Annotated in this window: 15 protein-coding genes; 4 read left to right on the forward strand and 11 right to left on the reverse strand. The window is 73.6% G+C overall.

Annotation, left to right across the window (positions count from 1 at the left end; all coding sequences use genetic code 11):
* Positions 1-50 precede the first annotated feature (50 nt).
* Positions 51-761 carry a CDP-alcohol phosphatidyltransferase family protein gene (locus tag AB0F89_RS31525; RefSeq protein ID WP_367129299.1) on the forward strand — a complete coding sequence of 237 codons (711 nt, stop codon included), beginning with the start codon at positions 51-53 and terminating at the stop codon, positions 759-761.
* Here AB0F89_RS31525 and AB0F89_RS31530 read toward each other — a convergent pair.
* From AB0F89_RS31530 to AB0F89_RS31540, 3 genes are read right to left on the reverse strand one after another with little or no spacing between them, the layout of a single operon-like run.
* Positions 733-2,193: a phytoene desaturase family protein gene (locus AB0F89_RS31530; RefSeq protein WP_367129300.1), complete on the reverse strand. Its 1,461-nt coding sequence runs from the start codon at positions 2,191-2,193 to the stop codon at positions 733-735. The two genes, AB0F89_RS31525 and AB0F89_RS31530, sit on opposite strands and share 29 nt — an antisense overlap.
* On the reverse strand, positions 2,193-3,302 hold the full coding sequence (locus tag AB0F89_RS31535) for a glycosyltransferase family 2 protein (RefSeq protein WP_367129301.1): 1,110 nt from the start codon (positions 3,300-3,302) through the stop codon (positions 2,193-2,195). Before AB0F89_RS31535 ends, AB0F89_RS31530 begins: the two co-directional genes overlap by 1 nt.
* Before the next feature lie 5 nt (positions 3,303-3,307).
* Positions 3,308-4,117 (reverse strand): carotenoid biosynthesis protein, encoded by an 810-nt coding sequence (locus tag AB0F89_RS31540; RefSeq protein WP_367129302.1) that lies wholly within the window; start codon positions 4,115-4,117, stop codon positions 3,308-3,310.
* A 95-nt stretch (positions 4,118-4,212) separates the two neighbouring features.
* Between AB0F89_RS31540 and AB0F89_RS31545 the strand changes: the two genes are divergently transcribed.
* Both AB0F89_RS31545 and AB0F89_RS31550 read left to right on the forward strand, forming a co-directional pair.
* A complete protein-coding gene (locus AB0F89_RS31545; RefSeq protein WP_367129303.1) occupies positions 4,213-5,790 on the forward strand; it encodes an FAD-dependent oxidoreductase in 1,578 nt (525 codons plus the stop codon).
* A gap of 289 nt (positions 5,791-6,079) precedes the next feature.
* A complete protein-coding gene (locus AB0F89_RS31550) occupies positions 6,080-7,666 on the forward strand; it encodes a S8 family serine peptidase (protein ID WP_367129304.1) in 1,587 nt (528 codons plus the stop codon).
* A 156-nt stretch (positions 7,667-7,822) separates the two neighbouring features.
* Here AB0F89_RS31550 and AB0F89_RS31555 read toward each other — a convergent pair whose 3' ends face one another.
* Positions 7,823-9,058: a hypothetical protein gene (locus tag AB0F89_RS31555; RefSeq protein WP_367129305.1), complete on the reverse strand. Its 1,236-nt coding sequence runs from the start codon at positions 9,056-9,058 to the stop codon at positions 7,823-7,825.
* 90 nt (positions 9,059-9,148) lie between these two features.
* Here AB0F89_RS31555 and AB0F89_RS31560 point away from each other — a divergent pair, with 90 nt between their 5' ends.
* Positions 9,149-12,094 (forward strand): BTAD domain-containing putative transcriptional regulator, encoded by a 2,946-nt coding sequence (locus AB0F89_RS31560; protein WP_367129306.1) that lies wholly within the window; start codon positions 9,149-9,151, stop codon positions 12,092-12,094.
* Here the strand turns inward: AB0F89_RS31560 and AB0F89_RS31565 are convergent.
* The 7 genes from AB0F89_RS31565 to AB0F89_RS31595 form a co-directional block, all read right to left on the reverse strand.
* A complete protein-coding gene (locus AB0F89_RS31565) occupies positions 12,078-12,857 on the reverse strand; it encodes a Calx-beta domain-containing protein (protein WP_367129307.1) in 780 nt (259 codons plus the stop codon). The genes AB0F89_RS31560 and AB0F89_RS31565 overlap by 17 nt on opposite strands.
* Positions 12,858-13,042: 185 nt before the next feature.
* A complete protein-coding gene (locus tag AB0F89_RS31570) occupies positions 13,043-13,684 on the reverse strand; it encodes an ABC transporter ATP-binding protein (protein WP_367129308.1) in 642 nt (213 codons plus the stop codon).
* The gene (locus tag AB0F89_RS31575; RefSeq protein ID WP_367129309.1) at positions 13,666-14,589 is read right to left on the reverse strand and encodes an ABC transporter ATP-binding protein; all 924 of its coding nucleotides are present in this window, start codon (positions 14,587-14,589) and stop codon (positions 13,666-13,668) included. The genes AB0F89_RS31570 and AB0F89_RS31575 overlap by 19 nt, the downstream gene beginning before the upstream one ends.
* The gene (locus AB0F89_RS31580) at positions 14,583-15,467 is read right to left on the reverse strand and encodes an ABC transporter permease (protein WP_367129310.1); all 885 of its coding nucleotides are present in this window, start codon (positions 15,465-15,467) and stop codon (positions 14,583-14,585) included. The genes AB0F89_RS31575 and AB0F89_RS31580 overlap by 7 nt, the downstream gene beginning before the upstream one ends.
* Positions 15,460-16,452, reverse strand: a complete 993-nt coding sequence (locus AB0F89_RS31585; protein WP_367129311.1) for an ABC transporter permease — start codon at positions 16,450-16,452, stop codon at positions 15,460-15,462. The genes AB0F89_RS31580 and AB0F89_RS31585 overlap by 8 nt, the downstream gene beginning before the upstream one ends.
* Positions 16,434-18,014, reverse strand: coding sequence for an ABC transporter substrate-binding protein (locus AB0F89_RS31590; protein ID WP_367129312.1), 1,581 nt, complete (start codon positions 18,012-18,014; stop codon positions 16,434-16,436). Before AB0F89_RS31590 ends, AB0F89_RS31585 begins: the two co-directional genes overlap by 19 nt.
* Before the next feature lie 285 nt (positions 18,015-18,299).
* A complete protein-coding gene (locus AB0F89_RS31595; protein WP_367129313.1) occupies positions 18,300-19,112 on the reverse strand; it encodes a glutamate ABC transporter substrate-binding protein in 813 nt (270 codons plus the stop codon).
* Between the last annotated feature and the right edge of the window lie 4 nt (positions 19,113-19,116).

Consider the following 19,116-nt stretch of genomic DNA (forward strand, 5'->3'; position numbering starts at 1 on the left):
CGTGTACCCCGCGACCGGCACGCGCACACCGGCCGACCTACGGTGGTGCAGTGGACGAGGTGCGTGAGTGGTCGCGGCTGCACGGGCACGACGTGTCCGGCAACCGGGTGGCGGTGGCTTGGATCAAGCTCGTCCACGTGCTGGCGAAGGGCCTGGTGCGGGTGCCCCCCGACGTCCTGTCGGCGGCGGGCGTGGTGATCGCCGCCGGCGCGGTCGCGGTGGCGGCGGCGGGTGGCCGGTGGGCGCTGCCGGCCTGCGCGCTGGTCGTGCTGTCGGGCCTGTTCGACGGGGTGGACGGTGCGGTGGCGCTGCGCACGGGCCGCGCCCGCCCGCTGGGCGCCGTGGTGGACGCGGTAGCCGACCGGCTCGCCGACGTGTGCCTGGTGGGGCTGCTGGTCGTGCTGGGCGGTCCGGGGTGGCTCGCGGTGGCCGTGGGGTGCTCGGTGTTCCTGCACGAGTACGCCCGCGCCCGCGCTCAAGGCGTGGGCATGACCGGCGCGGGTGCGATCACGGTGGCCGAACGGCCGACGCGGGTGGTGATCGTGGCGGTGGCGTGCCTGGGCGCCGGGCTGTGGCCCGGTGGCACGCCCTGGACGGGGTGGTCGTGGGGAACGGTGTGCCTGGCGCTCTGGGCGCTCGTCGCCGTGGCCGGTGGTGCGCACCTGGCGGTCGCGCTGCGCCGAGAGCTGCGCGGAGAGCTGCGCGGAGAGCGGCGCGACCGCGTGCGCGGCGTCACGCCCGACCGATCAGCTCCGCGGTGATCTTGGCGGACAGGGCGACCAGCGGCAGCCCGCCGCCGGGGTGGGCAGAGCCGCCGACCAGGTAGAGGCCCGGCACGGGGCTGCGGTTGGCGGGGCGCAGCAGCGCGGCACGCGCCCCGTTGGACGACGAACCGTACAGCGCGCCGCCGACCGAACCCGTGTCGCGCTCCCAGTCGGCGGGGGTGCGGACCTCTCGCCACAGCAGGCGGTCGCGCACGTCGTGCCCGCGTTCGGCGAGCACGTCCAGCACGCGGTCGGCGTACTGCTCCGCCACACCGGGCGCGGTCCAGTCGACCTGACCCTGGCGCGGGGCGTTGACCAGCACGAACCACGCCTCGTGGCCGTCCGGTGCGACGGCCGGGTCGTCCGGGGCGCACACGTAGACCGTCGGGTCGGCCACCGGGCGCGGCTCCGGGCCGAACAGCGCGTCGAACTCGGCGTCGTAGTCGGCGGGGAACAGCACGCGGTGGTGGTGCGACTCCGGTGAACGACCGCGCAGCGCCAGCAGCAGCACGAACCCGGACAGGGACGGCACCGCGCGGGCCAGGGCCCGGCGCGGCCCGCGGGCCCGCCGGTCGGTGAGCAGGCGGTCGTAGAGGTGTCGCGCGTCGGCGTCGGACACGACGACGTCGGCGGGCACCACCCCGCCGCCCTCCACGACGACCCCACCGCCCGCCGCGCGCACCTCCGTGACCCGGGCGCCGAACTCGAAGCGCACGCCCAGCTCACCGCAGTGCGCGAACAGGGCGTCACCGAGCCGGCGCAGGCCGCCGCGCACGTACCAACCGCCGTAGCGCTGCTCGATGTAGGGCACGACGGTCATCAGGCCGGGCAACCGGCGCGGGTCCGAGCCGCTGTAGGTGGCGTAGCGGTCGAGCAGCATCCGGGCACGGGGGTCGGACAACCTCCGGCCGACCGCGCGCAGGGTCCGCCACGGCGCGAGCGCCCACAGGTCCCGGACGCTCGCCGACCTGCGCACCAGGTCGCCCACCCCGTTGAGCGGGCGTCGCAGCACCGACTCGCCCACGAGGTCCCACAAGCGGGCCGCGTCCGCCATCAGCCCGGCCCACTCCCGCCCGGTTCCGCCGCCGAACGCGGCCTCCAGCGCGTCGGGCACCGCGGCCGCGTCGTGCGGCACGTCCACTTCGGACCCGTCGGCGAACCGGTAGTGGCACGTGGGGTCGACCGGCACGACCTCGACCACCGCGTCGAGATCACCGCCGGTCTCGGCGAACAGGTCGCGGTAGACCTGCGGCAGGGTCAGCAACGACGGCCCCGTGTCGAACGTGAAGCCGTCGCGGCGCAGCTCGCCGAGCTTGCCGCCGTGCGTGCCGGACTGCTCCAGCACCGTGACCTCGTGCCCGGTGGCGGCCAGGCGCGCGGCGGCGGCCAACCCGCCCATCCCCGCACCGACCACGACGACCCGCGCCATCAGCGGCTCCCGTGCAGCGGCCGGTTCTTCCAGGTCAACGTCCCCGCGCGCCGGGCCCGCCAGGAACCCGCCAGCAGGCGCAGCAGCACGCCGACCGACACCGGGTGGGCCAACGCGTCCGGCCACGCGCGGCCCCCGGTCCGGCGGGCCGTCACCACGCGCCCGACCACCGCGGCCGCGTACCCGAGCCAGCCCACCCGCGACCCGGCCAGCGCGGCCACCGGCGGCAGCACGAACACCCACCCCAGCACGGCGGCCAGCAGCGCCGCGCGCACCGGGCTGCCGGTGGCCGCCCACAGCGACTTCTCGTAGCCCGCCGCCACCTCGGCCCACCCCTCGTACATGCGGCACCGCGCCACACCGGAGCCGTCGGCCACCGCACCGCGACCACCGGACCGCTTCACCGCCCGCATGAGCGCGATGTCGTCCAGCACGGCGTCGGCCACCGCCTCGAACCCGCCGCAGCGCCGCAGGGCCTGCGCGTCGATGACGAAGAACTGGCCGTTCGCCGCGCTCGACGATTCGCGCGAGGTCCGCTCGGCCCACCGCAGCGGCAGGAACACCATCCAGGACCACTGCAGCAGCGGCTGCACGAGGCGCGTCGGGACGTCGTCGGCCAGTTGGCGCGGGAAGGGTGACACCGCGTCGAGCCGGGCCGTTCGCAGCAGGTGCACGGCCGCTGCCACCGCGTGCGGCTCCAGCACGACGTCGGCGTCCACGCACACCAGCACCCGGCCACGCGCCTCACGGGCGAGCCGCGCGCACGCCGCGGGCTTGCCGGGCAGGCCGTCCGGAGGGGGTGAGCCGGTGATCACCCGCACCCTGGGGTCACCCGCGACGACGGCGCGGACCACGTCGGCGGTGCCGTCGGTCGACCCGTCGTCGCAGACCAGCACCTCCAGGTCGGGCACGCCCCGCTGCGCCAGCAACGACCGCACCGTCGGCCCGATGCGGTGCGCCTCGTCGCGCGCGGGGACCAGCACGGACACCGGTTCCGCGCACGGCGGCGGGTCGGCCGGCGGGGTGCGCACCAGCCGCGCGTTCACCACGGCGTGCGCGGTGCCGAGCACGGCCGCCGCCGACCCGCCGGTGACCAACGCCCCCAGCACCCGCCTCACCGGTGCGCCCGCCACAGCACCACCGCGAACGGCACCGCGACCAGGCCCATCAGCAGCCCACCGACCACCGACGAGCCGGGCCGGTCGAAGAACGCCGCGTGCGCCCACACCGACGAGCCGTAGGTCCACAGGTACAGCGCGGGCGCGGGACCGTGCCGCAGGTCGACGTCGCCCGCGCCGGGCTCGCGGTCGAGCAGCGCGTGCAGCGCGCCGGTGATCAGCGCGGCGACCACCAGCCACCCCGCGAAGTTCGTCAGCGGGATGCCGGCCACGCCGGGCAGCGCGGGCGTCGGGTCCACCCACGTCCAGTGGCCCGCGTCGACCATCTGCGGGTCCAGGAACACGTCCCACGACGCCAGCGCCCACGTCGCCACCGGCACCACCGCCCAGGCGCCGCCCGCGAGCCGGTTCGCCAGCGCCCGCCCCACCAGCAACGCCGGCCAGGCCATCATCACCCACGCCATCGGCACCACCACCGGCACGCCCAGCACCTGCGCGCCCAGCGTCCCGGTGTAGGAGTAGGAGCCGAACGGGAACCCGGCGCGCACGCCGACCGCCTCGGCCACCAGCCCGCCGCCACCCGCCACCAGCACCAGCGCCCCCGCCGCGCGGACCCCGAAGCGGGAGGCCGCGTCGAGCACCGACGCCACGCAGAACAGCACGACCGCGAGCACCGTGGTGAGCAGCCGGTCGGCGGGCTCGGTCCTGGAGTAGACGATCTGGCTGACCACCACGCCGACCCCGGACAACCAGGCCACGATCGGCGCTGCTCGGACGGGAAGGCGGGCGGCCAACGGCATCGACATGTCACAGAACCTAACGGCGGTCACCTGATCGGGCTTGATGAGCGCCGCGATCACCCATCAGGCAGGACGGGGCCGGCGGTGCCAGGATCGTCGGCATGAGCGCGTTCCCCGGCCTGCCGCTGTTCCTGCTCAACGGTCGGGAGGTCCCGCCGTCGGGCCGGGACCGCCGAGCGCGCCTGCTGCCCGGACGTCCCGGGCGGGCACGGCCCGAAGGCGGGCACGAGCCGCGCGTCGCCGTCGTCGGCGGGGGCATCGCCGGGGTCGCCGCGGCGGTCGCCCTGGCCGAGCGCGGCGTGCGGGTGGTGCTGCACGAGCGGCACGACCAGCTGGGCGGCAGGGTCCGCGGCTGGACCACCCCGACCGGCGAGACGATGACCCGCGGGTTCCACGCCTTCTTCCGGCAGTACTACAACCTGCGCGCCTTGCTGCGCCGCGCCGACCCGGACCTGGCGCGGCTGCGCCCGGTGGCGGACTACCCGCTGCTGCACGCCAACGGCACCCGGGAGAGCTTCGCGCGGCTGCCGCTGACACCGCCGTGGAACGTGGCCGGGTTCGTGCTGCGCAGCGACACGTTCGCGCTGAGGGACCTGGCCAGGATGGACACCCGCGCGGCCACCGCCCTGTTCGACGTGTCGCTGCCGCGCACCTACGCCGAGCTGGACGACGTCGACGCCGACCGCCTCCTGCGCGACATCCGCTTCCCCGACGCCGCCCGGCACCTGGCGTTCGAGGTGTTCTCGCGCAGCTTCTTCGCCCACCCGTCCGCGCTGTCGGCCGCCGAACTCGTGACCATGTTCCACATCTACTTCCTCGGCTCCAGCGAGGGCCTGCTGTTCGACGTGCCCGACGACCCGTACCCGGCGGCGATCTGGGAGCCGATGCGCGAGCACCTGCTGGCGCTCGGCGTGGAGGTCCGCACCGGCAGCGCGGTCGAGCGGGTCACCCGCCGCGCCGACGGCCTCCGGGTGACCGCGGGTGACGAGCAGGACGTGGACGCCGTCGTGCTCGCGATGGACGTCAAGGGCCTGCGCGCCCTGACAGGCGCCTCACCGGACCTCGTGACACCGCAGTGGCGCGCGCGGGTCGCGGACCTGCGCACGACACCGCCGTTCCTGGTGAGCAGGCTGTGGCTGGACCGCCCGGCGCGGGCCGACCGCGCCCCGTTCCTGGGCACCAGCGGCTTCCGGTGGCTGGACAACGTCAGCGTGCTCGACCACTTCGAGGGCGAGGCGCGCGACTACCGCGACCGCACCGGCGGCTCCGTGGTGGAGTTGCACGCCTATGCCCTCGACGAGGGCTGCGACCAGGACGCGGTGGCGACCGGGCTGGCGCGCGAGCTGGAGGCGGTCTACCCGGAGCTGGCCGGCGCCCGGGTGCGCCAGGCGGAACACGTCCTGTCCGCCGACTGCCCCCTGTTCGCACCCGGCTCGTTCACCGCCCGCCCCACCGTCACCACCCCCGACCCGGCCGTGGTGGTCGCCGGCGACCTGGCCCGCGTCGACCTGCCCGTCGCGCTCATGGAACGCGCCGCCACCACCGGCTTCCTCGCCGCCAACGCCCTGCTCGACCGCTGGGGCCTGCGCGGCCACGACCTGTGGACCGTGCCCAACCGCGGTCGCTCAGCCCTCCTGCGCCGCGCCGCCGGCAGGGCTCGGAGCAAGGCACGGGCCTGACCGCCGGGATCTCGCGCTCCACGACGCTTCCCCGACGGCCCGCCCGGTCGGGGTAGAGCCCAATGGTGCGAAAAGTGCCGGTGGTCCCTGCCGGAAGGGCGGCCGGGCGCCGGGCGGACCGCCGGACCCGTGTTGTTGATCTTAAGTATCCCTGATTTGCGCGACCCGGATTGTTCACGGCGGTGCGGCGCTCGATCGTGGACGTCGAGCGCCCGTCAACGATCGTCCCTGCCCGACGGGTGCTCCTCCGGCTGGTGTTTCCGCCGGTGACGCTCAATGGAGAGCTCCTATGCGACAAAAGAACACGAAGTCCCCCCTGCGCGCGGTGGCGATCAGAGCGGTCACGCTGCTCGGGGTCGCCGCCACCGGCATCGTCGTGGTGTCCGCGCCGGCGGCCGCCGAGAACGCGATCCTCGGCGCGAACGCGCAGGGCGCGGTCAAGGACCGCTACATCGTCAAGCTCAAGGACGTCCCCGGCGCCCTGCAAGCGGCCTCGACCGACAAGGCCAAGCGCTACGGCGGCGAACTGCGCCACCGCCTCGACCTGATCAACGGGTTCTCGGTCACCATGACCGAGCAGCGGGCGCGCAGGCTGGCCGCCGACCCCGAGGTCGCCTACGTCCAGCAGGCGCACCTGATGACGGTCGCCGACACCCAGACCAACCCGCCGAACTGGGGCGACGACCGCATCGACCAGCGCGACCTGCCGCTGAACAACGCCTACACCTACCCGACCAACGCGGGTCAGGGCGCGCACGTGTACGTGCTCGACACCGGCATCAACGCCGGTCACACCGACTTCACCGGCCGCACCTCGACCGGCTACGACTTCGTCGACGGCGACGCCAACCCCGGCGACTGCCACGGTCACGGCACCCACGTCGCCGGCACCGCCGCGGGCACCCGCTACGGCGTGGCCAAGAAGGCGACGGTCCACGCGGTGCGCGTGCTGGACTGCCAGGGCTCGGGCGCCAACGACGACATCATCGCGGGCATCAACTGGGTCCGCACCAACGCGGTCAAGCCCGCCGTGGTCAACTACAGCATCGGCTGCCGCCAGCGCTGCTCGGACCCGTCGCTGGACAACGCGGTGAAGGCGCTGATCACCAGCGGCGTGCAGTTCGTCATGGCCGCGGGCAACTCCACCGACGACGCGTGCGGCTACAGCCCCCAGTACGTCACCGCGGGCGTGACGGTCGGCAACAGCACCAGCTCCGACGCCCGGTCCAGCACCAGCAACTACGGCTCCTGCCTGGACATCTGGGCCCCCGGCACGAACATCGTGTCGGCGTCGCACACCAGCACCACCGGGACCGCGACGATGACCGGCACCTCGATGGCGTCCCCCCACGTGGCCGGCGCGATGGCGGTGTACCTGTCGCAGAACCCCTCCGCCACCCCGGCGCAGGCCCGTGACGCGCTGGTCACCAACGCCACCTCCGGCAAGCTGACCGGCATCGGCTCGGGCTCCCCGAACCGCCTGCTCTACACCGGGTTCATGACCGGCGACCCCGGCCCCGACCCGGACCCGACGGACTGCGCGAACACCAACGCCGACAACGTCACGATCCGTGACCTCACCACCGTCGAGAGCCCGATCAGCCTGACCTGCTCCGGCGCCGCGTCGGCGTCCAGCACCGTCCAGCTCGACATCAAGCACACCTTCCGCGGTGACCTGGTGATCGACCTGATCGCCCCGGACGGCAGCGCGTACCGGCTCAAGAACTCCAGCAGCACCGACAGCGCCGACAACGTCACCGGCACCGCCACGGTCAACCTGTCCGCCGAATCCCGCAGCGGGACCTGGAAGCTGCGGGTGCGCGACGTCGTCGCCAACGACGTCGGCTACATCGACTCGTGGACGCTGACCCTCTGACCCTCTGACCCCCTGACCCACCTACCGGCGCCCCGGGGACCTCCCGGGGCGCCGGTCCCCCGATCCGGGCTGCCCGCGCGGAACCCGAGGTGGCGGGGACGACCAGGGCCTCCCCGGCTCGCGCCGGGGAGGCCCCGCCCCAGTGGTGGTGGTCGGTCAGAGGTGGACCTGCCAGTGCACCTTCACCCGGTAGTCACCGCCGTGCCCGGCGAACTGCATCTCGGTGGGCGGCAGCCGGAAGTTGGTCCAGCCGAGGTCCGAGGAGTTCCGGTAGAGGAAGCCGTAGCGGTGCGGCAGCGTCACCAGCGCGGTCCGCGCCTCGAACAGGTCATCCTCGAAGAAGCTGAGCAACCAGTCGACGAAGGCGTTGACGAGCCAGGCGACGACCTGGCCGATCGCCTCGGCGATGGCCGCGGCCACGTGCTCGGAGCTCGCGTCGGCGACCTCCGCGGCGATCCGCTCCTTCACCTTGTCGTTGACCTTGGCCCAGGCCGAGTTCACCGCGCTCGCGAAACCGCCGCTGTCCTCCTCGGCCATCATCACCACGGCCACGAAGCTGCGCGGCCACCCGCCGGTCGTGGTCGTGGAGAACTGGGCGAACGCCCTGCCGGGGTCGGCGTAGTCGACGAACTCGCCGTCGTCGAAGTCGTCGTGCACCAGCCACTGACCGACCTTGCCGGTCACGCCGAGGTTGTCGGTCTTGAGGCCGCCGAGCAGGATCGAGTCCCCGCCCAGCTCCGGGTTGGTCTCGTCGACCGCTGTCACCCGGTCGACCCGGAAGTCCAGCGCCTTGACCTTCGGCGTCGTGATCAGGTCGAGCAAGCGCTCGGCGGCGGCGTTCCTGGCTGCCGTCTCAGCCGCCTTGCCCTCCCGCGCCAGGTCCTGCGCACGACCGGTGATCGCTGCCTTGAGCGCGGTGGCGTCGACCCGCGCCGAGGAGAACGCCCCCGCGAACCCCAACGACCGGTACTGCTCGACGGTCAGGGCGCCGTGCCTGCCGAACTGGGTCATCCGGGTCTGGGCGCCGGCGGTCACGGCCTGCTTCGCCACCGCGACGATCGGGTCGCGCCGAGCGGACGGCAGGGTCAGCAGACCGGCCCTGAGGTCCGCTTCGACGGTGCCCGCGGGGTGGGTCTTGCCCAGGTCGGCCGCCACCGCCGCGAAGGAGTACCGCAACGCGAAGTCGGCGTCCTGGGTGAGCGCGAAGACCTGAGGGTTGGTCCGCTCGGGCGAGGCCGGTCCGGGGGTCGGCGGCAGTTGCGTGTCCGCGACGGCCGCCACCTGGGCGTCGGCGACGGCCTGGCCCGGCCCTGCGAGGGCCGCGGCCATCACCACCAGCGGCACGGACGCGCGGCGCAGCGCTGAAAAGCGGCTGCGGGCTCTGGTGTTCATCCGGGTACCTTTCTGTGCGTGGACGATCACGTGGACCGTCGTGGTGAAAGGTCTACGGACGGTGGGCTGTCGTTCGGCTGTGGACCGGTTGTGCCGCAGGTCAGCCTGCTCGGACCGGTCGAGGCGCGTGGTCCGCTGGGCGCGGTGGCGCTGATCGGCGCACGGCAGCGGGCGGTGCTGGGCGTGCTCGCGCTGCACGCCGGCAGCGTGCTGCCGTTCACCCGGCTCGTGGACGCGTTGTGGGGCGACGACCCGCCGCGCACCGCGATCAAGACCCTGCACAGCCACGTCGCCCGCATCCGCCGCGCGCTGGCCGACTCCGGGCTTCGCGACGTGCTGCTCACCCGTGAGCCCGGCTACCTGCTGGTGGGCGGTGACGTCGACGTGCGCCGGTTCGAGGCGCTGGTCCGGGCCGGGCGCGGTGAACGGTCACCGGCGCGCGCGGCCGAGCTGTTCCGCGCCGGGACGGAGTTGTGGCGCGGTGACGCGTTCGCCGACGTCGCGCTGACCGGGTGGGCGCTGCGCGAGGTGGACCGGCTGCACGAGCTGCGGCTCTCGGCCTGGGAGGACCTGTGGGACGCGGAGCTGCGCGCGGGCGGGCACGAGGCGGCCGTGGTGGAACTCCCCGCCCTGCTCGCCGCCCACCCCACCAGTGAACGCCTGACCAGGCTGCACATGCTGGCGCTGTACCGGTCGGGCAGGCACACCGACGCGCTGGACGCCTTCCAGCGGGTGCGCCGGCTGCTCGCCGAGGAGTTCGGCGTCGACCCCGGCCCGGAGGTGGTCGAGCTCCACACCGCGATCCTGCGCCGCGACCCGGCCCTGGACGTGGCGACCGGTCGGGCGCCCGCCGAGCTGCCCGCCCGGGTGGGGCACTTCGCCGGGCGCGGTGAGGAGCTGGCCCGCCTGGACCAGCTCCTCACCGAGAGCGGTGACCTGCCGGTGGCGGTGATCTCCGGTCCCGCCGGGATGGGCAAGACCTCCTTGGCGGTGGAGTGGGGCCACCGGGTCGCGCCCCGGTTCCCCGACGGGCGGCTGTTCCTCGACCTGCGCGGTCACGACCCGGAACGCGCGTTGTCGGGCGCCCAAGCGCTCGCGCACGTGCTGCGCGTGCTGGACGTGCCCGAAGACCGCATCCCCGCCGACGAGGGCGAGCGCGCGGCGCTGTACCGGACGCTGGTGCACGACCGGCGGTGCGTGATCGTGCTCGACAACGCCGACGCGGTGCAGGACGTCCTGCCGCTCGTGCCCGGTGGCGGCGCGACGTTGCTCGTGGTGACGACGAGGCAGTCGGCCGCCGCGCTGGCCGCCTGGCACGCCGTCCACGCCGTGCCGCTGGACGCCCTGTCGCACGACGAGTCGGTGGCCCTGCTGCGCGCCGTGCTGGGTGAGCGGCGGGTCGAGGCGGAGCCGGAGGCGATCTCGGCCCTGGCGAAGCTGTGCGGCGGGATGCCGCTCGCCCTGCGGATCGCCGCGGCCCGGCTGCTCGGCAGTCCGCGCAGGGCGGTCGGGTCGTTCGTCGCCGAGTTGGCCGGCGCCCGGCTGGACGGGCTCGCCGTGGAGGGCGACTCGCGGACCGTGCGCACCGTCATCGCGAGCGCCTACCACCCGCTGGACGAGGAATCGGCACGCGTGTTCCGCCGGGCCGGCGTCGCGCCGGGCCCGACGTTCAGCTCCTGGTTGGCGGCGGCCCTGTCCGACATCGGGTCGGCGCGCGAGTCGCTGGCCTCGTTGAGCGCGGCGCACCTGGTCACCGAGGTCGAGCCGGACCGCTTCCGGTTCCACGACCTGATCCGCGAGTACGCCCGGAGCAGGCTCACCGGCGACGACGAGGCGCAGGCGACCGCGCGCCTGCTGGACTGGTACGCGCAGGCCGCGCACGAGGTGAACCTGCTGGCGAACCCGGCGCGCGACCTGGTGCGGCCGGTGATCCGCCACCCGTGGCGCGAGCCGCCGTTCCGGCCCGACCGGCACGCCGCCCTGACGTTCCTCGAAGGTGAGCGGGAGAACTTGCTGCCCGTGGTGCAGCTCGCCCGCGACCGGGGCGACCTGACCGCCGCCTGGCAGCTCACCTACCTGCTGACCGGCTTCTACGAGGCGACCGGGCACTGGCACGAGCGGGTCGAGCTGTGCCGGGTCGCCACCGACGCCGCCGGCCGGCTCGGTGACCAGGCCGCCGAGGCGGAGATGCTGCGGGCGCTGGGCGTCGCGCTGTTCATGACCCGCCGGCTGGTGGAGGCGATCGACGCCAACCACAAGGCGCTGGTGATCGTGCGGCGGATCGGCGACCTGGCCGGCGAGGGGCACGTGCACAACAACATCGCCAACGCCCTGGCCGAGCTGCGCCGGTTCGACGAGGCGGTGCGATCGCACCTGCTCGCGGTGGACTGCTGCACCCGCGCGGGAAACCGGCTCGGCTTGGCGTTGTCCCAGCGCAACCTCGGGCACACCTACATCCGCATGGGTGACGCGGAGGCGAGCCTCGCACCGCTGCGCGGAGCCCTGGAGGTGTTCCGCGAGCTGGGCAACGCCCGGCTGGAAGCGGGCACGCTGGACACGCTCGGCGAGGCGCACCTGCTGCGCGGCGAGCCGGACGTGGCGTTGCGCGACCTGGAGCAGGCCCTGGACCTGAGCCGCGAGAGCGGCGACCGGTGGCTGGAGTGGGAGGTGCTGGCCGACATCAGGGTGGCGCACCTGGAGCGGGCCGGGCACGGTGTCGAGCACCTGGAGCGGGCGCTGGCGATCAGCCACGAGGTGGACGACCGCCACGGCGCCGCCACCGTGCTCGACCTGCTCGGCCGCGCCCACCTGCGGGCGGGCGACCTCGACGCGGCAGCGGGAGCGCTGGCGGCCGCGCTGGCCGAGCGCTCCCGCGTGCCGGACCCTTTCGAGGAGGCCCACGTGCACCGCGACCTGGGCGACCTCGCCGCCCGCCGCGGCGACGAGGTCGCCGCGCGCGGGCACTGGGACCGCGCGGTCCGGTTGTACCGGCAGGTCGGCGCGACGGCCGAGGCCGAGGCTACTGGCCGGACTTGATCGTCACCGGGGCGATGCCCCCGACCACCCGGCCCGCGGTCGGGGCGAAGACCTCCAGCTCGAACACCTCGGCGGGCTCCGCGGTCTGGTCGGGCAGCAGCTTGACCAGGGCCAGGACCGTCGTCACGCCCGCTTGCGCGGTCACCTTGGCGTCGACGACCTCGACGTAGTCCAGACCGGCGGTGGCCGTGACGTCACGGGTGCGGTAGTGCAGCGTGACCGGCGCGCGCAGCGGCACGGAGAACCTGATCCGGATCAGGCAGGCGTCCGGCACCCAGCAGATCTTCCCGCCCTCGACGGTCGTCTCGACCGGCCTGGCCACCATGCCGTCGTCGTCCCGCAGCCAACCGACCGCGGTCCCGTTGGTCAGCACCAGCCCGGTGGCGTCGAACAGTTCGAGGATCAGCCGTTCGTCCCGCTCGGGCGCGATGTCGTTGACCACCGGGACCGACACCACCTGGGTCCTGGACGAAGCGGCCGTCCACACCACCGTGCCGGTGACCTTGGTGTAGTCGGAACCTTCTTCGGCGGTGTCGGGGGTGACGCGGTAGCGGACCGAACCGCTGGGCGCGCAGCCCGCGTCGGCCGCCGCGATGACCTGGAAGGCCAGGTCGTTGGCCACCTCGGTGCCCTCGTACTGGTTCGCTTCCGCGACCGACACCCGAGCCGGGGAGCACTCCGCGGCCTGCACGGCCGACGCGGGCGCCAGCGCCCCGACCACCGCGGCCACCACCAAGAGCAGTCGTCTCATCGTGAACTTCATGGGGTGATTCCTAGGCGCGCCCGGTTGTGTTTGGGTTGTGCCACAGGTCAGGGCGGGTCGCGCCCGCCGGTCGGCAGTGCGGCACGGCTCCCCCGCGGGACGTGGCGGGCTCACCGCCGTGCGGACGACTCCTCGGCGTACGACGTGGCTTCGACGGGTCCGCGCGTGAGCTGGTCCCCGCTGCGTCAGCCGCGGAGCAGGAGGGTGTGGTCGGCCCAGCGGTCGAGGAGTGCGGTGTCGTGGGAGATGGCCAGCACGCCGGCCCCGGTGGCCCGCTGGTAGTCCCGGATGACCCCGACCAGCGCGGCGGTGGTGGAGGCGTCGAGCATCGTGGTCATCTCGTCGCAGATGAGGAACGCCGGGCGCAGCGCGAGGGCGCGGGCCAGGCAGGCGCGCTGCAGCTGGCCGTCGCTGACCTCGTGCGCCCGCCGACCGAGCAGGTCGGTGGTGAGCATGGCCAGTTCGGCCAGTTCGTCGACGCGGTCGGGCGATCGGGTCGCGCGCAGCGGCTCGGCGATGGCTTCCCGCAGCGTCATGCGCGGGTCCACGGAGAGCCGGGGTTGTTGGAACAGCACACCGATTCGAGTGCGCAGGACCCGCGGCGCCCGATGCCGGTAGCCCGTGACCGGTGTGCCGTCGACGCGCACCGTCCCGCTGAACGGCTTGTGCAGCAGCGCGAGCACCCGCGCGAGCGTGGACTTGCCGCTGCCGCTGGGACCGGCCACGCCGAGGACCTGTCCGGGGTGGACGGTGAGGCTGACGTCGGTGATCACCGGGTGGCGGTAGCCCGCGGTGATGTTCTCGCCGGTCAGCACGGCCGGTGGCACGCGACGGCGTGCTCGTCGCCGGTGAGGTGCGGGCGTTCGGCGCAGATCGGCGCCACCCGGTCGCACCGCGGGGCGAAGGAGCAGCCGGGTGGCAGGTCGGTGAGCAGCGGTGGCTGTCCGGGGATCGGGGTGAACGCGCGGTCCGGCAGCGCGTTGGCCAGTCCTCCGCTGTAGGGGTGGCGGGGTGCCCCCAGCACGTCGCGGGTGGGGCCGATCTCGATGACGCGGCCCGCGTACATGACGGCGACGCGGTCGGCGATGCGCTGAGCGGCGGCGAGGTCGTGGGTGATGAGCAGGACGGCGTGGCCTTCGGTGACCATGCGGCGGAACTCCTCGATGAGGCCGTCGACGAGGTGTCGGTCGAGGCCGGTCGTGGGTTCGTCGGCGATGAGCAGCCACGGATCGCCGACGAGGGCGAGTGCGTTGGCGACGCGTTGGGCCATGCCGCCGGAGAGTTCGTGGGGGTGGCGGTCGATGTCCTCGGGCGCCAGGCCGGCGCGGGCCGCGACACCGTCGGCGGTGTGCGGGGACCGGTGGACGCGGATGGCCTCCTCGATCTGGGCGCGGGCGGTCCGGACCGGGGTGAGGTGGGAGGCCGGGCTCTGCGGGATGAGACCGATGCGGCGGCCCCGGACGGTGGTGGCCAGTTCCCGGTCGGAGGTCGTCAGCAGGTCGAGTTCGGGGCCGTCGCCGCGCAGCGTCGCGGCGCCGGCGGTTTCGGCGTTGCCGGGCAGGAAGCCGAGCAGGGCGTTGGCGAGCACGGTCTTGCCGCAGCCGCTTTCACCCACGAGCGCCAGGCACTCGCCGGGCCGCAGGCTCAGCGACACGTCGTTGACCGCGGCCACGGTGGCGCCGGGCAGGGAGAACCGGACGCTGACGCGGTCGAGCACGAGTTCGGTCACCACGTCAGCTCCGTGCGGCGCTTGGGGTTGAGCCGGTCCCGCCACACACCGCTGAGCCCGGAGATGGCCAGTGTCGTGGCGATCAGGGCCAAGCCGGGCGCCAGTGACATCCACCAACCGCCGATGAGCAGGGACCGCTGGGCGTCGTTGATCATGTTGCCGATGCTGGCCGCGTGCGGGGGCAGGCCGAGGCCGAGGAACGACAGCGCGGTCTCGTGCCAGACGGCGTGCGGCACGGCCAGGGTGGTGGCGAGCAGCACCTGGGGTGCGACGTTGGGCAGCAGGTGTCGGACCAGCACTCGGGTGCGGGAGGATCCGCCGACGATCGCGGCGTCGATGAACGGCCTGCCGCGCAGCGAGAGCACCTCCGAGCGCACGATCCGCGCCGAGGACAGCCAGTGCGTCAGCGCGATCGAGACGACCACCGCGGTCAGGCTGGGGCGCATGATCGCGACGATCACGATGCCCAGCAGCAGGTGCGGCACCGAGGCGACGGCGTCGACCACCCGCATCAGCAGCCGGTCCACCCAGCCCCCCACCACCCCGGCCAGCGCCCCCAGGGCCGTGCCGAGCACGGACGAGATCACCGCGGCGACCAGACCGACGGTCATCGACACGCGCAACGCGTAGACGCAGCGCAACAGCACGTCACGGCCGAGTTCGTCGGTGCCGAACGGGTGCTCCGCCGAGGGCGGCCGGTTCGCGGCGGCGAGGTCGACGTACTGCTGGTTGAGGTCCACCACGAGCGGCACGACCAGCACCGCCGCTGCCAGCACGCCGAGCACCACCGCCGACGGGATCAGCCGCCACCGCGGCGACCTGGGTGGGCTCGCAGCGGCGATGCGGGATCGCGGCACGGGGCGCCAGGTGGGTTCAGCCATCGAGCGACACCCTCGGGTCGGCCAGCGCGTAGAGCAGGTCGGCGAGCAGGTTGCCCAGCAGCACCACCGCCGTCGCGAGCACGGTCAGCGCGCCGAGCAGCGCGAAGTCGACGTTGAGCGCCGCATCCACCGTCGCCCGCGCGATGCCCGGCCAGGAGAACACGGTCTCCACCAGCAACGCCCCGGTGATCAGCTCCGGCAGCCGCGCGCCGAGCAGGGTCAGGAACGGCAGCAGCGACGTGCGCAGGGCGTGCCCGGAGACCACGAGGTGGTCGGGCAGGCCGCGTGAGCGCGCGCCGACCACGTGGTCCTGGGTGAACGACTCCAGCAGGTTCTGCCGGACGAACAGCACGAACCACGGGGCCTGGGAGATCGCGAGCACCGAGACCGGCAGCACCAGGTGCGCGGCTACCTGCCCGAACGACACCGAGGCGTCCACGTCGGTGAGCCCACCGCCGGGCAGCCACCGCAGCCGCAGCGCGAACACGTACAGCGCGGCCAGCCCGAGCCAGAACACCGGCGCGGCTTCGAGCGCGTAGGAGGTCGCGGTGATCACCCGGTCCAGCGGGCTGCCCTGGAACCAGGCCGCCGCGGTGCCCAGGAGCAAGCCGAGCAGCAGCGCGAGCGTGAACCCGATGCCCGCCAGGAGCACCGACCAGCCCAGCCGGTCGCCGATCACCTGCGACACGGGTTGCTGGAACGACAGCGAGTCGCCGAAGTCGCCGGCGACCGCGTGCCGCAGCCACGCGAGGTACTGCTGGACCACCGGCTGGTCGACGCCCCAGTTCGCGCGGATCTGCGCGACGCGCTCCGGTGAGGCGCCGATGATCCGCACGCCGAAGTAGCGCTCTACCGGGTCGAACGGGGACGCCTTGGCCAGCACGAACAACGCGAAGCTGACCAGCAGCAGCACCGGGACCGCGAAGCCGAGCCGGCGCAGCACGAGCTTGCCGGTGCCGCGGCCTCTCACGACTTCGGCGTCCACTTTTCGAGGTTCCACCACACCGCGTGGACCAGGCCGTGGTCGTGCGGCTCGACCTGGGTCTCCTGGCCGTTCCACTCGTCCCGCAGCACGTAGGTGTGGTCGAGGAACACCAGGAACGCCCAGCCGGGGTCGGCGAGGTAGGTCTTCTGGAGGTCCGCGTAGGCCCGCTTGCGGACGGCGGGGTCCAGCGACCTGCGCGCGGTGTCCAGGGCCGTGTCCACCGAGGGGTTGCGGTACAGCGTCATGTTCACGTAGCCGTCCTGGCCCGCGTACTTGGAGTGCAGCAGCGTGTAGGCCGCGGTGTCCGGGTCGTACGGGTCGCCGCCGCCCCAGATCGCCGCCGCCTCCTTCTGCTGCCGTTGCAGCATGACCTCGAACGTGGTCGCCTCGACCGGCGCGTCGACGCCGAGCCTGGCGATGTCGCCGGCCGCGGCCAGCGCGAGCTCCTTGCGCAGGACGTCCGGCGCCGGGTACAGCACGGGCAGGCGCGCGGGCTGTCCGTCCTTGGCGCGCTTGCCGTCCGCGCCCTTGCGCCACCCCGCCTCGTCGAGCAGGCGTTCCGCCTCGGCGACGTCGTGGGGGAACGTCGCACCGGCGTCGTGCCAGTCCGAGAGGTGCGGCGAGATCGGCGTGGCGGCGGGCTTCCCGGCTCCGGCGAGCACGACGTCGATCATGGCTTGGCGGTTGATGCCGAGGTTGATCGCGCGCCGCACCCTGGCGTCGGAGGTGAACGGCAGTTCGGACGGGAGGCCGAGGCCGCGGTAGTCCGCGGACGGGTTCTGCACGACCCGGTAGCCGGACTTGCCGGTGTAGGTCTTGGCCAGCTTCGGGGGCAGCACCGTGCCGTCGAACTCACCGGCGGCCATCCGGGTGGCGCGAGCGTTGTCGTCGGGCACGAACACCACGGTCACCGCCTTGATCGCGGGCGGGCCGGCCCAGTGCTTCTCGTTGGCCTTCAACACCATCCGGTCGCCCTTGCGCCACTCGGCCACGGTGTAGGGGCCGGTGCCGACCGGGGCGGTGTTGAAGGGCGCGCTGTTGATGTCGACACCTTCGAACTCCGCGCGCGGGACGATGCCCAGCGTCAACTGCTGCACGAACGGCGCGTACGGGTAGGACAGCCTGAACTCGACCGTCCGGTCGTCGAGTGCGGTGACGTCGGAGAGGGCGTCGAAACGCGACGCGACGGTGGAGTTGACCTCCTCGTCCAGCACGGACTCGTAGGTGAACACCACGTCCTGGGCGGACAGGGCCGAGCCGTCGGAGAAGGTGATCCCGTCCTTGAGCTCCGCCGTCCACGTCAAGCCGTCCGCGGACGCGGTCGGGACGTCTTCGGCCAGCGCGGGCACCAGTTGGAGCTGCGCGTCGCGGGAGACCAGGCCGTCGAAGACCTTCGACGCCCCGTCCGGGCCGTAGCCGAGGATCGGGTTCAGGTTCTCCGGCTCGCTGCCTGCTCCGATGACGATGGACTGCCCGGTGTTCGCGCCGCTGCCGCCGTCCGGGGAGGTGCACGCGACCACCAACCCTGCCGCCACAACGGCGACCACCGCTCCACGGCGCACGCGCACCACCTCAGTCAGGGTTCGATTACTGCCAGGTGCAGCTAACAGCAAATTACCTGCAATAAGCAAGCCTGCCCGAGAGGGACCCGGCGACGTGGCCGGGTGCCGGGTGCCGCGTGTCGTGACCTCATTGCCCGCTGCCGCTCCACCCGGAGGCGCCGGAGAACGGAGAGCGGTGCGCAGTCGCCTTCGGCGTGGCAGTGTCCATCCATTCTGGACGGACATTGCCACGGGCCGCAGTGCGCCTACCGGGTAGGCGCCGTAGCCGACGACGGCGATCCGGTCTCATCCCCCGCTCGGGCTCGGCGGGTCGGGGAGGTCCATGCCGGAGCCGCCGAGGTTGCGCTCCAGCGCGGCCCGCCACTCGCCGGACCGGATCATCTTCTCCAAGGCGGCGTCGACGGCCGCGCGACCGGTGGTGTCGTCCCGGGCGAGGCCCACGCCGTACCGCTCCGCGGTGAACGGCTCGCCGACGAGCTTGAGCAGTTCCGGGTTCGCCGCCACGTACCCGGCGAGGATGGCCTCGTCGGTGGTGACCGCGTCGACCTTGCCCACCAGCAGCGCGGTGACGCAGTCCGAGTAGTCGCCGTACTCGATCAGCCGCACACCCCGCGCGAAGGCGTCCCGGACCTTCTGCGCCGACGTGGAGCCCTTGACCGAGCACAGGCCCCTGCCTTCGAGGACGTCCGGACCGGTGATGCCGGTGTCGGTGAACCGGACCAGCAGGCTCTGCCCGGTCTCGAAGTAGGGCCCGGCGAACGCGACCCGCTTCCGCCGCTCGTCGGTGATGGAGTAGGCGGCGACGACGAAGTCGACCGAGTCGTCCTCGATCAGCGCCTCCCGGTCCGCGGGGCGGGCCTCGCGCCAGGTGATGTCCTCCTCCTCGACCCCGAGGTCGGCGGCGATGTAGCGGGCGACGTCCACGTCGAACCCCACGTGCCTGCCGTCGGCCCGGCGCAGCCCCAAGCCGGGTTGGTCGAAGCGGATGCCGATGGTGAGGCCGTCCCCGGCCTTGGCCTCCAGCGTGTCGGCGGGCGCACCGCACGCGACGACGAGGACCAGGGCGGCGAGGGACCTGACGAGGGGGAGCGCTCCCATGCGC

Origin of the sequence: Saccharothrix sp. HUAS TT1 (genome assembly GCF_040744945.1) — a bacterium.
Lineage (GTDB): Bacteria > Actinomycetota > Actinomycetes > Mycobacteriales > Pseudonocardiaceae > Actinosynnema.

Bases quoted from the DNA above. Each gene is read 5' to 3' on its own strand.
- AB0F89_RS31530 (WP_367129300.1), bottom strand. From the start codon at position 2,193: ATGGCGCGGGTCGTCGTGGTCGGTGCGGGGATGGGCGGGTTGGCCGCC.
- AB0F89_RS31540 (WP_367129302.1), bottom strand. From the start codon at position 4,117: ATGTCGATGCCGTTGGCCGCCCGCCTTCCCGTCCGAGCAGCGCCGATC.
- AB0F89_RS31545 (WP_367129303.1), top strand. From the start codon at position 4,213: ATGAGCGCGTTCCCCGGCCTGCCGCTGTTCCTGCTCAACGGTCGGGAG.
- AB0F89_RS31550 (WP_367129304.1), top strand. From the start codon at position 6,080: ATGCGACAAAAGAACACGAAGTCCCCCCTGCGCGCGGTGGCGATCAGA.
- AB0F89_RS31555 (WP_367129305.1), bottom strand. From the start codon at position 9,058: ATGAACACCAGAGCCCGCAGCCGCTTTTCAGCGCTGCGCCGCGCGTCC.
- AB0F89_RS31565 (WP_367129307.1), bottom strand. From the start codon at position 12,857: ATGAAGTTCACGATGAGACGACTGCTCTTGGTGGTGGCCGCGGTGGTC.
- AB0F89_RS31580 (WP_367129310.1), bottom strand. From the start codon at position 15,467: ATGGCTGAACCCACCTGGCGCCCCGTGCCGCGATCCCGCATCGCCGCT.
- AB0F89_RS31595 (WP_367129313.1), bottom strand. From the start codon at position 19,112: ATGGGAGCGCTCCCCCTCGTCAGGTCCCTCGCCGCCCTGGTCCTCGTC.